The sequence below is a fragment of the Streptomyces lycii genome, from assembly GCF_009735685.1.
Taxonomy (GTDB): Bacteria; Actinomycetota; Actinomycetes; order Streptomycetales; family Streptomycetaceae; genus Streptomyces; species Streptomyces lycii.
In genome coordinates this window covers 1-12,506 of record NZ_WHPN01000218.1, presented here as the reverse complement: position 1 = coordinate 12,506, position 12,506 = coordinate 1, and the positions used below count along the sequence as shown (strand labels likewise).

Genomic DNA, 12,506 nt, shown 5'->3' with positions numbered 1-12,506 from the left:
GGCGCGCGCACCGCTCAGAAGCCCGGCGGCTCCGTGTAGACGCCCCACTCCTCCCGGAGCACGCCGCAGATCTCGCCGAGCGTCGCCTCGGCCCGTACGGCCTCCAGCATCGGCTCGATCATGTTGCGGCCGTCCCGCGCGGCGGCGAGCATCGCGTCCAGCCCCTCGCGCACCGCCGTCTCGTCCCGCCCGGCCCTGCGGTCGGCGAGCGCCCGCACCTGCTCCCGCTCCACCTCGTGGCTGACCCGCAGGATCTCCAGGTCCCCGGTGACCGAGCCGTGGTGGCAGTTGACGCCGACGACCCGCTTCTCGTCCTTCTCCAGCGCCCGCTGGTAGCGGAACGCGGCCTCGGCGATCTCGCCGGTGAACCAGCCGTCCTCGATCCCGCGCAGGATGCCGGAGGTCATCGGCCCGATGGGGTGGTTGCCGTCCGGTACGGCGCGGCGGCCGCGCTCCCTGATCTGCTCGAAGATCTTCTCGGCGTCGGCCTCGATCCGGTCGGTGAGCGCCTCGACGTACCAGGAGCCGCCGAGCGGGTCGGCTACGTTGCCGACGCCGGTCTCCTCCATGAGCACCTGCTGGGTGCGCAGGGCGATCTCCGCGGCCTGCTCGGAGGGGAGGGCGAGGGTCTCGTCGAGGGCGTTGGTGTGCAGCGAGTTGGTGCCGCCGAGGACGGCGGCCAGCGCCTCGACCGCGGTGCGCACGACGTTGTTGTACGGCTGCTGGGCGGTCAGCGAGACCCCGGCCGTCTGGGTGTGGAAGCGCAGCCACTGCGCCTTGTCGGTCCGCGCGCCGTAGACGTCGCGCATCCAGCGGGCCCAGATCCGGCGGGCGGCGCGGAACTTCGCGATCTCCTCGAAGAAGTCGAGGTGCGCGTCGAAGAAGAAGGACAGGCCGGGCGCGAAGCGGTCGACGTCGAGTCCCCGGGAGAGACCCAGTTCGACGTAGCCGAAGCCGTCGGCGAGGGTGTAGGCCAGCTCCTGCGCGGCCGTGGATCCGGCCTCGCGGATGTGGTAGCCGGAGACCGAGAGCGGCTTGTACGCGGGGATGTCCCGCGCGCAGTGCTCCATGAGGTCGCCGATGAGGCGCAGGTGCGGCTCCGGCTGGAAGAGCCACTCCTTCTGCGCGATGTACTCCTTGAAGATGTCGGTCTGCAGCGTGCCGTTGAGGACGGCCGGGTCGACACCCTGCCGCTCGGCCGCGACCAGGTACATGCAGAAGACCGGTACGGCGGGGCCGCTGATGGTCATGGAGGTGGTGACGTCGCCCAGCGGGATGTCCCGGAACAGCACCTCCATGTCGGCGGCGGAGTCGATGGCGACGCCGCAGTGGCCGACCTCGCCGAGCGACTTGGGGTCGTCGGAGTCGCGGCCCATCAGGGTCGGCATGTCGAAGGCGACGGACAGCCCGCCGCCGCCCGCCTCCAGGATCATCTTGTAGCGCTCGTTCGTCTGCTCGGCGTTGCCGAAGCCGGCGAACTGGCGGATGGTCCAGGCCCGCCCCCGGTAACCGGTGGGGTGCAGCCCGCGGGTGAACGGATACTCGCCGGGCCAGCCGATCCGCTCGAAGCCGGGGACGGCGCTGCCCGGCGGCGGCCCGTACACCGGCTCGACCGGGTCCCCGGAGAGCGTGGTGAAGTCGGCGTCCCGCTTGCGGGCGGCGTCGTACCGGGCCTGCCAGCGGCTGCGGCCCTCTTCGATCTCGTCGGCGTCCATGCCCACAAATTTACTTGGACGTCCTACTAATTGTCGATGGCAACGCCCGCGCGCCGGAACGGAGCGCGGGCGCGGCGGGCGTCAGGCGCGGGCGGGCGCGGCGGACGCGCCGCCCTCGAGCAGCGGCCCGACGTCACGGACGACCTTGCGCTCGACGAAGAAGGCAGCCGTCGGGATGGTCCCGGAGACCAGCACCCAGAGCAGCCTGCCGAAGCTCCACTTGGCCTTGGAGCCCAGGTCGAAGGCGAAGACCAGATAGACGATGTAGAGCACGCCGTGCGCCTGGGACACCATGAACGTGATGTCCTCGCCGGTGTCGAAGCCGTACTTGAACACCATGCAGGTGCACAGCACCAGCAGCATCACGGCGGTGACGTAGGCCATCACCCGGTAACGGGTCAGCACGCTCTTCTTCATGGCATCGAGCGTAACCGGAGCGCCCGCGCACCCGTCCGCCGCCCCGCGCACCGCGCGGCGGCACCCGGGCACCGCTCCCCCGCGGGCGGCCTCAGCCCGCATGCGGAGCCCGTCCCCGACACACCCGGAGCCGCTCCCCCGCGGGCGGCCTCAGCCCTCCTCGAAGTCCCCCGCCGCCACCCGGAGCGGCCGGAGCATCGCGAAGATCTCGGCGCACTCCTCGGCGTCGTACACCCCGAGGCCGAAGTCCATCGCCATCAGGTCGCGGGTCGCGGACTCGACGACCTCGCGGCCCCGGTCGGTGATGGAGGCCAGGGTGCCGCGCCCGTCGTTCGGGTTCGGGCGCTTGGCCACGAGGCCGGACCGCACCAGCCGGTCGACGGTGTTGGTGACCGAGGTGGGGTGCACCATCAGCCGCTCGCCGATCTTCGACATGGGCAGCTCGCCGGCCTGGCTGAAGGTGAGCAGCACCAGCGCCTCGTAGCGGGCGAAGGTCAGTCCGTACGGCTTGACCACCGCGTCGACCTGGCCGATCAGGATCTGCTGGGCCCGCATGACGGAGGTGATGGCCGCCATGGACGGCACGGACCCCCATCGCTGCTTCCAGAGTTCGTCGGCTCGGGCGATGGGATCGAACGGCAGGCTGAGCGGCTTCGGCACGCGATCGACCTTACCGGCCGGTCATATCGCGGTCAGCCCTGTCTCAGCTCTTGGGCGCGGTCGGACTCGCCGGGGCGCGGGGCGGACCGGCGCACCTCCCGTACGGCGAGCAGCGCGCAGGCCGTACCGAGCGCCCCGGCCCCGGCGACGACCGCGTGCGCCGGGGCGAACTCCGCCGCGAACCCGGCCAGGGCCATGCCCAGCCCCTGGATCGTCATCAGCCCGGCGGTGAGCAGGGTCATCGCCCGGCCGCGCAGCTCCTCGGGCACCGCGTCCACGAACCACCGGTCCAGCCCCAGCGTGTACGCCATCCCGGAGCCCGCGAGCGCGAGCAGCGGCAGCGCCCAGCCCGGGGAGGGCCGCAGGGCGAAGCCGAGCAGCGGCAGCAGCGACACGGCGGCCAGCGGCAGCACGATCCGGGAGCGGCCGCGGGGACCGAGGGCGGCCCCCGCCAGCAGTTCGCCGGTGACCGCCCCGACGGGCATGCCGCACATGAGCAGCCCGAGCGCCGCGGGTCCGGCGCCGACGGCGTCGGCGTACGGGGCCGCCAGCGCCTCCGGTGCCACGACGAACAGCGGCGGCAGCCAGAACAGCAGCAGCAGCGCCCGGATCCGCCGGTCCGCGAGCAGCGCCCCGGTGCCGGACAGCGAGGACCGCAGCACCGGCCCGGCGCCGCCGCCACGGGCGGGCCGCCGCCGGGTGCCCAGCCGCAGCAGGAGGGCGGAGCCGAGAAAGGTGACGACGGTGACGCCCAGCGCGCCGCGGGGGGACAGCGCGGCGATGAGCAGGCCGCCCGCCGCGAACCCGGCCAGTTGGGCCGCCTGCGAGACGATCCGGATCAGCGAGCGGCCGAGTACGAACAGATCGCCCTCGCCCAGGATGTCGCCGAGGCTCGCGGCCCGGGTGCCGGTGAAGACCGGCGCGACGAGAGCAGTCAGGCACCGCAGGGCCAGCAGCCCGGCCACCGGGACGCCCGGCAGCACCATCGCGGCGGCACAGCCCGCGCACAGCAGGTCGCAGACGACGAGCACCCGGCGCGCGGGATACCGGTCCGCGACCCCGGCGAGCAGGGTGCCGGCGACGGCGTACGGGAGGAAGCCGAGCGCGAAGGTGAGGGCAGCGAGCAGCGGCGAGCCGGTGAGCCGGTAGACGAGCAGCGACAGCGCGATCTCGCCGACGACGACTCCGAGCAGCGACAGCAGATGCGCGGCGAAGAGCGCCCGGAACTCGGGTACGGCGAAGACCGCTCCGTATCCGCCACGGCGGGGCGGACCGGCGGTTTCCTGCGGGTGCATGGACGGCAGCGTGCTGGGTAAGTCACCTGGGCAGACACTGTTTCGGCCAGAGCCGAAAGTCGGCTGGGGCCGGGTCCCCCGACGCCCGCGCGCCGGGCGGCCCGGCACCGGAGAGAGGGTGTGCGCGTGCCGTTCCACATGCGTTTCGGCGCCGACGACCTGCTGCGCTGCCGCTTCGCCGTCTCCCCGCTGTGGGAGACGCAGGAGGCCGTGCGCACGCTGCGCCGCCCCGACCGGCAGAGCCACCATCTGCCGTGGCTGCGCCGGATCCGGGACGCGGCGGCCGGGCTGGACCTGGCACCGCTCTGGCTGCTGATGCCCGCCCGCGGCCACACCCCGGACTTCCTCGCGCCGCCGCCCGGCCACCCCTGCCCCCGGATCGACGAGGAGCTGGGGCGCGTCCGTTCCGCCGATCCCGCGCGGGCCCGCGAGGACCTGGCGCTGTCCCTGGCGGCCACCCCCGGCGCGGCGGCGAGCGCCCGCGGCCGGGCGATGCTCGACGACCCGGCACGGGCCGTGAAGGAACTGGCGGACCTGCTGGAACTGGCCTGGAGGGCGCTCGTCGAGCCGGACTGGCCGCGGCTGCGGGCCCTGCTGGAGGCGGATGTCGCCTTCCACACGCGCCGGCTGGCCGAGGGCGGGCTGGAGCGGCTGTTCACCGAGCTGCACCCGCGGCTGTCGTGGGCGGACTCCGTGCTGACGATTCACCACCACGGCCGGCACAGCCGGGACCTGGGCGGCAGCGGGCTGCTGCTGATGCCGAGCGTCTTCTGCTGGCCGGACGTGGTCGGCGGCTTCGAGGAGCCCTGGCAGCCGACGCTCGTCTATCCGGCACGCGGCATCGGCGGACTGTGGACGGACCCGGCGGGGCGGGTGCCGGACGCGCTGGCCCGGCTGCTCGGCCGGGGACGGGCCGCGGTACTGGCCGCGCTGGAGGAGCCGGCGACCACCACGGGCCTCGCCCACCGGCTCGGGCTGGCGCCGTCCTCGGTGTCGGCGCACCTGTCGGCGCTGCGCGACGCGGGACTGCTGACCGCGCGGCGCCAGGGCCACCAGGTGCTCTACGAGCGCACCCCGCTCGGGATCGCCCTGGCGGCCGGCTGACGCCGCGGGTCCGCACGGCACGGGACGCTGGGCGGCCGGTGACGCGGGCCCGCACGGCACGGGACGGCAGGCCGCCGGCCGGTGCCGCGGGTCCGTACCGGAGGAGGACGGTCAGGCGTTGACGACGCCCTCGCGCCGGGCGCGGGCGGCGATGACGCTGCTCTCCTCCTCGCGGCGGAGCATCCGCTCGGCGTAGAAGCCGCCGAACGGGATCACCGACAGCACCGTGTAGACCAGCGGCTTCTTCAGCTGCCACTTGGTGCGGTTCCAGGCGTCGGCCAGGAAGACGAAGAACACCACGACGAGCACGCCGTGCACGGCGCCCATCACCGGAACACCGTTGAAGTCGGTGGTGCGCTTGAGCACCGAGCAGACGAGCAGCAGCAGATAGGAGACGGCCTCGACGGCGGAGACCAGTCGGAGCCTGCGGACGGCGGAGGCGGTCTTGATGTCCACGGGGGGACCCTCTTCCGGAAGGACGACAGGGGTGCCGCGGCCGGAGGACGGCCGCGGAGGGCTTGTGAATGCCCGCACAAGCATCGCCATTGTTACAGCTCCCCCACAACTCCGGCGCACGGGGGCTCGCTGCCGCACGCCGGGCGCCCCCTGCCGGGAGCCGCACCCGGCGGTTAACGTCGTGCCGTGGCTCAGTTCCGACTGCAAGGCAGCAGAGTGCTCGCCGTCGACCTCGCGGGCGACGGCGTCAAGGCCAAGAACGGCTCGATGGTGGCGTACGACGGCCGGATCGGCTTCAAGAAGCTGACCGGCGGCGGTGACGGCCTGCGCGGCATGGTCACCCGACGGCTCACCGGCGAGCAGATGGAGGTCATGGAGGTGAAGGGGCACGGGACCTGCTGGTTCGCCGACCGGGCGACCGAGATCAACCTGGTCGACCTGCGCGGCGAGACCCTGTACGTCGAGGCGGACAACCTGCTCTGCACCGACTCGGGGCTGCGCACCGGCACCACCTTCACCGGACTGCGCGGGGCCTCGCAGGGCAACGGGCTGTTCACCACCACCGTCGAGGGCATCGGCCGGGCGGCGATCCTCTCCGACGGGCAGGCCGTGGTGCTGCGCGTCTCGCCGCGGTATCCGCTCCAGGTCGACCCCGGCGCGTACGTCGCGCACACCGGGAAGCTCAAGCAGACCCTCCAGTCCGGTGTGAACTTCCGCACAGTGCTCGGCGAGGGCTCCGGCGAGGCCTTCCAGATCCGCTTCGAGGGCGAGGGCCTGGTGTACGTACAGCCGAGCGAGCGGAACACCGTCGGGGGGAATGTCTGATGCCGTTCCGGGAGATCAACTCACGCGTGGTCGAGGCCCGGCTCGAGCCCGGCCGGACCCTGTTCAGCCAGCGCGGCGCCATGCTCGCCCACCGCGGCAGGGTCAGTTTCACGCCCAGCATCCAGGGCGGCCGGGGCGGCATCACCTCGATGATCGGCCGCCGGGTGGCGGGCGAGGCCGCGCCGCTGATGACCGTCGAGGGCGACGGCACCGTGATGTTCGGCCACGGCGGGCATCACATCCAGGTGATCGAACTGGCCGGCGACACGCTCCACGTGGAGGCGGACCGCCTGCTGGCCTTCGACGGAACCCTGCGCCAGGGCACGATGTTCATGGGCTCGCAGGGCGGCGTGATGGGCCTGGTGCGCGGCCAGGTCACCGGCCAGGGGCTCTTCACGACCACGCTCCAGGGGCACGGCTCGGTGGCCGTGATGGCGCACGGCGGTGTGATCGAACTGCCCATCACCCCGGACCGGCCGGTGCACGTCGACCCGCAGGCCTACGTCGCCCACCACGGGGACGTGCGCAACAAGCTGTCCACCGCGCTCGGCTGGCGGGACATGGTCGGCCGCGGCTCGGGCGAGGCGTTCCAGCTGGAGCTCTCGGGACAGGGCGCGGTGTACGTACAGGCCTCGGAGGAGAAACTGTGAGCGGTCCGGCCGTCTTCGACCCGCAGACCCTGCCGGCCGACGACAACGTCAACGCGTACACCTTCTGCGTGGACCTGCACGGCCAGTGGTTCCTGCAGAAGGGCAAGATGATCGCCTACTACGGCCGGATCTCCTTCGACGGCGTCGGCCACGGCCGCCTCGACCGGCTGGTCGCCGGCAGCTTCCACTCCCCGCTGCACGCGGCGGACTGGGTGGTCGCCGAGGGCGAGGGCAAGATGCTGCTCGCCGACCGGGCGTTCGACGTCAACTCCTACGACCTCGAGGACGGCAACCTGACCGTCCGGTCCGGCAATCTCCTCGCCTTCCAGCCCGGCCTGTCCCTCAAGCAGTCGGTCATCCCCGGCTTCCTGACCCTGATCGGCACGGGCAAGTTCGTCGCCGCCTCCAACGGCCCGGTGATCTTCGCCGAGCCGCCGATCCGGGTCGACCCGCAGGCCCTCGTGGGCTGGGCGGACTGCCCCTCGCCCTGCCACCACTACGACCACCAGTACCTGCGGGGCGTGCTGGGCGGCGTGCGGGCCCTGACGGGGCTCGGCGGCGCCTCGGGCGAGGAGCACCAGTTCGAGTTCACCGGGGCCGGACAGGTGCTGCTGCAGTCCACCGAGCAGCTGATGGCTGAGCGGGACACCGGGAGCGTCCCGGGACAGCCGGGGGTGCCGGGCGGTCCGCCCGCGCCTCAACAGGGGGGTCCTCAGAGCCGCTTCGGGCTGTAAGCGATAACCTCCGGAGTGTAACGTCGAACGCCTGCGCGCACCGAGGGGGACATCCGGGGGGTGATCGGTGCCGTGCGGTCCTGCCATTTGTTCATCATTCAACTTTAATAGGTAGAATATTCATATGGAGACCGAAACGGCCACACGCTGGCTGAGCGACGCGGAACAGCAGGCTTGGCGCGTCCATCTGGATGTGAACAAGCTGCTGATGCACCAACTCGAGAAGGATCTTCAGCCGTTCGGACTGACCATCAACGACTACGAGATCCTGGTGAACCTCTCCGAATCCGATGACCAGCGGATGCGGATGAGCGACCTCGCCGGAGCCACGCTGCAGTCCAAGAGCAGGCTCTCGCATCAGATCACCCGGATGGAGAACGCGGGCCTCGTACGCCGCGAGAACTGCGAATCCGACCGCCGCGGCCTCTTCGCCGTCCTGACCGAGCACGGCGCCACGACGATGCGAGAGGTGGCACCCCACCATGTCGCATCCGTACGGCGGCACTTCATCGACCTGATGCCCGCCGACGAACTGGAAGCACTGCGCAAGACCCTCGACCCCGTCGCGGAGCACCTGCGCGAACAGCGCGGCGGCTAATCACCGAGCGGCAGCCGCAGCCGGAACACCGCGCCGCCGGCCACCGTGAGGGAGCCGCCGTGGCGCACCGCGACGTCGCGCGCGATGGCGAGGCCGAGCCCGGCCCCGCCGTCGTCGCGGCTCCGCGCGTCGTCGAGCCGTACGAACCGCTCGAAGATCCGCTCCCGCTCCGCCTCGGGCACACCCGCCCCGTCGTCGGAGACCTCCAGCACCGCGTCGGCGCCCTCCCGCCGCACCGAGACCGCGACCCGGCTCTCGGCGTGGCGCCGGGCGTTGTCCAGCAGATTGCCCAGCACCCGCGCCAACTGCCCGCGGGACCCGGACACCTCGCACTCCCCCGCCACGGACACGTCCACCGGCACCGGGTCCGCGCGCTGGGACACCTCCTCGCGCACCAGCGCCCCCAGGTCGACCCGGGCGTCCGCGGGGGGCCGTTCCCCGGCGTCCAGCCGCGCCAGCAGCAGCAGATCGGCGGCGAGCGCCTGGAGCCGTACGGTGTCCTCGATCGCGCCCGGCAGGTCCAGCAGCTCCGGATGGGCCTCGGCCACCTCCAGCTGGGTCCGCAGGCTCGCGATCGGTGACCGCAGCTCGTGCGAGGCGTCGGCCACGAACCGCCGCTGCCGCTCCACGGACCGCTCCAGGGCGCCGAGCGTCTCATTGGTCGTCCGCGCCAGCCGCTCGACCTCGTCGCCCGAGCCGGGCACCGGCACCCGCCGGGACAGGTCCTCGGAGGCCGTGATCGCGGACATCTCGCCCCGGATTCCCTCGACGGGGTGCAGCGCCCGCCGTGTGGTCAGCCAGGTCGCGCCCGCCACCACCGCCAGCAGCGCGGGCAGCCCCGTCAGCATCGCGGTGCGCACGGTGCCGACGGCCTCCTGCTCCGTCTCCAGCGGGGCCCCGACGTGGACGGTGAGCGTGGCGCCCCGCAGGTCGGTGGCCTCCACGGCGGCGAACCGGTAATCGGCCGCGGTGCCGTCGACGGTCGCGCTGCCGGAGCCCGTACGAGCGCTGTCGCCGACCTCTCCGCGCACGGGGTCGTCGTCGTCATCGCCGCCGTTGTCGCCGTTGTCGCCGTTGTTGCTGTTGTCGTCGTCGTTGCTGTTGTCGCCGTTGTTGTCGTTGTCGTTGTCGCCGTCGTTGTCGTTGTCGCCGTCGTTGTCGTTGCCGTTGTCGTTGTCGTTGCCGTTGTCGCCGTCGTTGTCATCGCCGGCCGGGCCCGGCTCCGGAGTCACCCCCGCACTCCCGGTGCCGCTCACGGCCTCCAGCCCCTCGCTCACCGCGCGCACCCGCCCCGACTCGTCGAGCACCTGCACCGGGTGGTCGTCGTCGGGCATCTCCAGCTCGCCGTACGGAACCCCGGTGGCCAGCTGCGTGGCGACCTCCCGCGCCGCCAGCTCGGCCTGGAGGTCCGCCTGCCCCAGCAGATTGCCGCGCAGCACACCGAGCACCGCGAGCCCCGCCGCGACCAGCGCGACCGCGACGACGGCGGTGGCCCCGAGCGCCGCCCGCGAACGCACCGTCCTAAACACCGGTCACCAGCCGGTAGCCCGCGCCGCGCACCGTGACGATGCGGGAGGCCCCGAGCTTGCGCCGCAGGGCACTCACGTACACCTCCACGATGTTCGGATCGCCCTCGTACGCGAAGTCCCACACGTGTTCGAGGATGTCTCCCTTGGAGACCACCTCTCCGGCCCGCACGACCAGCTGCTCCAGCACGGCGAACTCCTTGGCCGTCAGTACGACCTCCTCGTCCTCCCGGAGCACCCGGCGCGCGGCGGTGTCCACGGTCAGCGACCCGGCCCTCAGCACCGGCGAGGCGCCGCGCCCCCGCCGCCGCAGCAGCGCGCGCACCCGGGCGACCAGCACGACGTACGAGAACGGCTTGGTCAGATAGTCGTCCGCACCCGTGTCGAGCCCCTCGGCCTCGTCGTACTCGCCGTCCTTGGCGGTGAGCATCAGGATCGGCGTCTCGTCCCCGGCGGCACGCAGCGCGGCACACACCCGGTAGCCGTTCATGCCGGGCAGCATGATGTCGAGCACCACCAGGTCGTACGAGCCCTCGCTCGCCCGGTGCAGCCCCTCCAGGCCGTCGTGGACGACGTCCACGGCGAACCCCTCGGCCGTCAGCCCCCCGGCCAGCGACAAGGCGAGCCGCTTCTCGTCCTCCACGATCAACAGGCGCATGCGCCCCAGTCTGGCCGACCGAACCTGAAGAAGCCTTCAGCCTGCTTCAGCACCGCTTCAGCATCGCCCGGCCACGGTGGGAACCACACCGATCCACCGGGAGGAACCATGAAGCGCAACATCGTCATCGCGGCCGTCACGGCGGCGGTCCTGATCGGCGGCGGCACGGCCACGGCCGTGGCGGTCGCCGGCGACGACACACCGGAGCGGCTGTCGGCCGAGGACAACCGCGTCACCCTCCAGGACGCCCGCACGGACCTGAAGGGGGCGGTCGACGCCGCCCTGGAGCACACCCCCGGCACGGCGGTCTCGGCCGACTTCGACGACAGCGCGTGGGAGGTCGAGATCTCCGACAAGAACGGCAAGGAGCACGAGCTGACGGTCGACGCGAAGACGGGCAAGGTCACCAGCGGGGACCGCGACGACACCCGGGACGACGACCGGGACGACGACCGCGACGACACCCGGGCCGACGACCGGGGTGAGGACCGGACCGACGACCGGGGTGACGACCGGGGTGACGACCAGGCCGACGGCGACGAGTCCGACGACCACGACGACGACCGGGACGACCGGGACGACCGGGACGACGACAACGAGTCCGACGACCGCACGGACGACAACTGACCGACCATCCGGGCCCGGCCACCCGGGCCCGGCCGCCCTCCCCGCCGTGCGCCGCCGCGGCCCCGTGCCCACCGGCGCGGGGAGGACGGGTGCGGAGGGAGGGGCCCGCCCCGAACGGAACCCGAACCGCCCCGCCCCCGGCCCGGACCGCCCCGCAGGCCCGAACCGGCCCGGACGGCCCCGGCACGGACCCGGTGCCCCGGCCGGCCGGGGTACCCCGTCAGCCGGCCGCAGGCCCCTCCGTCAGTCCCGCCACCAGCTCGTCCGCCGCCGCGTACGGATCCAGCGTCCCCTCCACGATCCGCTCGGCCAGGGCCTCCAGCCGCCGGTCGCCGCTCAGGTCACCGATCCGCTCCCGCAGCGCGGTGACCGCGATCGTCTCGACCTCGTGCGCGGCCCGGGCCCGCCGCCGCTCCGCGAGGATGCCGCGCTCCTCCGTCCAGGCACGGTGCTTCTCCAGCGCCTCGACGACCTCGTCGACACCCTCGCCCCGCGCGGCCACCGTCTTCACGATCGGCGGCCGCCAGTCGCCCGGCCCGCGGGATTCGCCCAGCCCGAGCATGTGGTTGAGCTCGCGGGCCGTGGCGTCGGCCCCGTCGCGGTCGGCCTTGTTGACGACGTACACGTCGCCGATCTCCAGGATTCCGGCCTTCGCCGCCTGGATGCCGTCCCCCATGCCGGGTGCCAGCAGCACCACGCTGGTGTCGGCCTGTGAGGCGATCTCGACCTCGGACTGCCCGACGCCGACCGTCTCGACGAGCACCACGTCGCACCCGGCCGCGTCCAGCACCCGGATGGCCTGCGGCGCGGCCCAGGCGAGGCCGCCGAGATGCCCGCGGGTGGCCATGGAACGGATGTAGACACCGGGGTCGGAGGCGTGGTCGCTCATCCGCACCCGGTCGCCGAGCAGCGCGCCGCCGGAGAAGGGCGAGGACGGGTCGACGGCGAGCACGCCCACCCGCTTCCCGGCTTTCCGGTACGCCGTCACGAGCGCCGAGGTGGAGGTCGACTTGCCGACGCCGGGGGATCCCGTCAGCCCGACCACGTAGGCGTTGCCGGTGAGCGGCGCGAGGGCCGCCATGACCTCGCGGAGCTGCGGCGACGCCCCCTCCACCAGGGAGATCAGCCGGGCCACGGCACGCGGGCGGCCCTGCCGCGCCTGCTCGACCAGTGTGGGGACGTCGGCCATCTTCACGTGCTCCGTATCTCGTAGCGTCTCTGTCCGCGGCGGATCATGCCGG

General features: G+C 72.9%; 14 protein-coding genes. 6 read left to right on the top strand and 8 right to left on the bottom strand.

The window, feature by feature from the left end; genetic code table 11:
• Positions 1 to 14 precede the first annotated feature (14 nt).
• The 4 genes from GCU69_RS08890 to GCU69_RS08875 form a co-directional block, all read right to left on the bottom strand.
• Positions 15 to 1,715, bottom strand: coding sequence for an acyl-CoA mutase large subunit family protein (locus tag GCU69_RS08890; RefSeq protein WP_098753956.1), 1,701 nt, complete (start codon positions 1,713 to 1,715; stop codon positions 15 to 17).
• An 81-nt stretch (positions 1,716 to 1,796) separates the two neighbouring features.
• On the bottom strand, positions 1,797 to 2,132 hold the full coding sequence (locus GCU69_RS08885; protein ID WP_098753955.1) for a DUF3817 domain-containing protein: 336 nt from the start codon (positions 2,130 to 2,132) through the stop codon (positions 1,797 to 1,799).
• 150 nt (positions 2,133 to 2,282) lie between these two features.
• Positions 2,283 to 2,792 carry a MarR family winged helix-turn-helix transcriptional regulator gene (locus GCU69_RS08880; RefSeq protein ID WP_098753954.1) on the bottom strand — a complete coding sequence of 170 codons (510 nt, stop codon included), beginning with the start codon at positions 2,790 to 2,792 and terminating at the stop codon, positions 2,283 to 2,285.
• Positions 2,793 to 2,824: 32 nt separating this feature from the next.
• On the bottom strand, positions 2,825 to 4,087 hold the full coding sequence (locus tag GCU69_RS08875) for an MFS transporter (protein ID WP_098753953.1): 1,263 nt from the start codon (positions 4,085 to 4,087) through the stop codon (positions 2,825 to 2,827).
• A gap of 126 nt (positions 4,088 to 4,213) precedes the next feature.
• On the opposite strand from GCU69_RS08875, the gene GCU69_RS08870 reads away from it, so the two are divergent.
• Entirely contained in the window at positions 4,214 to 5,191 is a 978-nt protein-coding gene (locus GCU69_RS08870; protein WP_156205584.1) for an ArsR/SmtB family transcription factor, read from the top strand.
• Between the two features lie 111 nt (positions 5,192 to 5,302).
• Here the strand turns inward: GCU69_RS08870 and GCU69_RS08865 are convergent, their stop codons facing one another.
• Entirely contained in the window at positions 5,303 to 5,647 is a 345-nt protein-coding gene (locus tag GCU69_RS08865) for a DUF3817 domain-containing protein (protein ID WP_098753952.1), read from the bottom strand.
• Positions 5,648 to 5,833: 186 nt separating this feature from the next.
• On the opposite strand from GCU69_RS08865, the gene GCU69_RS08860 reads away from it, so the two are divergent.
• The 4 genes from GCU69_RS08860 (at position 5,834) to GCU69_RS08845 (ending at position 8,454) form a co-directional block, all read left to right on the top strand.
• Positions 5,834 to 6,472 carry an AIM24 family protein gene (locus tag GCU69_RS08860; RefSeq protein WP_156205583.1) on the top strand — a complete coding sequence of 213 codons (639 nt, stop codon included), beginning with the start codon at positions 5,834 to 5,836 and terminating at the stop codon, positions 6,470 to 6,472.
• Positions 6,472 to 7,122, top strand: coding sequence for an AIM24 family protein (locus GCU69_RS08855; RefSeq protein ID WP_156205582.1), 651 nt, complete (start codon positions 6,472 to 6,474; stop codon positions 7,120 to 7,122). Before GCU69_RS08860 ends, GCU69_RS08855 begins: the two co-directional genes overlap by 1 nt.
• A complete protein-coding gene (locus GCU69_RS08850; RefSeq protein ID WP_098753949.1) occupies positions 7,119 to 7,856 on the top strand; it encodes an AIM24 family protein in 738 nt (245 codons plus the stop codon). Before GCU69_RS08855 ends, GCU69_RS08850 begins: the two co-directional genes overlap by 4 nt.
• 124 nt (positions 7,857 to 7,980) lie before the next feature.
• Entirely contained in the window at positions 7,981 to 8,454 is a 474-nt protein-coding gene (locus GCU69_RS08845; RefSeq protein ID WP_098753948.1) for a MarR family winged helix-turn-helix transcriptional regulator, read from the top strand.
• Here GCU69_RS08845 and GCU69_RS08840 read toward each other — a convergent pair.
• Both GCU69_RS08840 and GCU69_RS08835 read right to left on the bottom strand, forming a co-directional pair.
• Positions 8,451 to 9,971 (bottom strand): sensor histidine kinase, encoded by a 1,521-nt coding sequence (locus tag GCU69_RS08840; protein ID WP_235978339.1) that lies wholly within the window; start codon positions 9,969 to 9,971, stop codon positions 8,451 to 8,453. The two genes, GCU69_RS08845 and GCU69_RS08840, sit on opposite strands and share 4 nt — an antisense overlap.
• A gap of 4 nt (positions 9,972 to 9,975) precedes the next feature.
• A complete protein-coding gene (locus GCU69_RS08835; protein ID WP_098753946.1) occupies positions 9,976 to 10,638 on the bottom strand; it encodes a response regulator transcription factor in 663 nt (220 codons plus the stop codon).
• 108 nt (positions 10,639 to 10,746) lie between these two features.
• Between GCU69_RS08835 and GCU69_RS08830 the strand changes: the two genes are divergently transcribed.
• A complete protein-coding gene (locus GCU69_RS08830; protein WP_156205581.1) occupies positions 10,747 to 11,265 on the top strand; it encodes a PepSY domain-containing protein in 519 nt (172 codons plus the stop codon).
• 220 nt (positions 11,266 to 11,485) lie between these two features.
• On the opposite strand, the gene meaB is transcribed toward GCU69_RS08830, so the two are convergent.
• Positions 11,486 to 12,454, bottom strand: coding sequence for a methylmalonyl Co-A mutase-associated GTPase MeaB (gene meaB / locus GCU69_RS08825; protein WP_098753944.1), 969 nt, complete (start codon positions 12,452 to 12,454; stop codon positions 11,486 to 11,488).
• Positions 12,455 to 12,506 lie beyond the last annotated feature (52 nt).

Bases quoted from the DNA above. Each gene is read 5' to 3' on its own strand.
- meaB (WP_098753944.1), bottom strand. From the start codon at position 12,454: ATGGCCGACGTCCCCACACTGGTCGAGCAGGCGCGGCAGGGCCGCCCG.
- GCU69_RS08855 (WP_156205582.1), top strand. From the start codon at position 6,472: ATGCCGTTCCGGGAGATCAACTCACGCGTGGTCGAGGCCCGGCTCGAG.
- GCU69_RS08830 (WP_156205581.1), top strand. From the start codon at position 10,747: ATGAAGCGCAACATCGTCATCGCGGCCGTCACGGCGGCGGTCCTGATC.
- GCU69_RS08875 (WP_098753953.1), bottom strand. From the start codon at position 4,087: ATGCACCCGCAGGAAACCGCCGGTCCGCCCCGCCGTGGCGGATACGGA.
- GCU69_RS08835 (WP_098753946.1), bottom strand. From the start codon at position 10,638: ATGCGCCTGTTGATCGTGGAGGACGAGAAGCGGCTCGCCTTGTCGCTG.
- GCU69_RS08845 (WP_098753948.1), top strand. From the start codon at position 7,981: ATGGAGACCGAAACGGCCACACGCTGGCTGAGCGACGCGGAACAGCAG.
- GCU69_RS08885 (WP_098753955.1), bottom strand. From the start codon at position 2,132: ATGAAGAAGAGCGTGCTGACCCGTTACCGGGTGATGGCCTACGTCACC.
- GCU69_RS08890 (WP_098753956.1), bottom strand. From the start codon at position 1,715: ATGGACGCCGACGAGATCGAAGAGGGCCGCAGCCGCTGGCAGGCCCGG.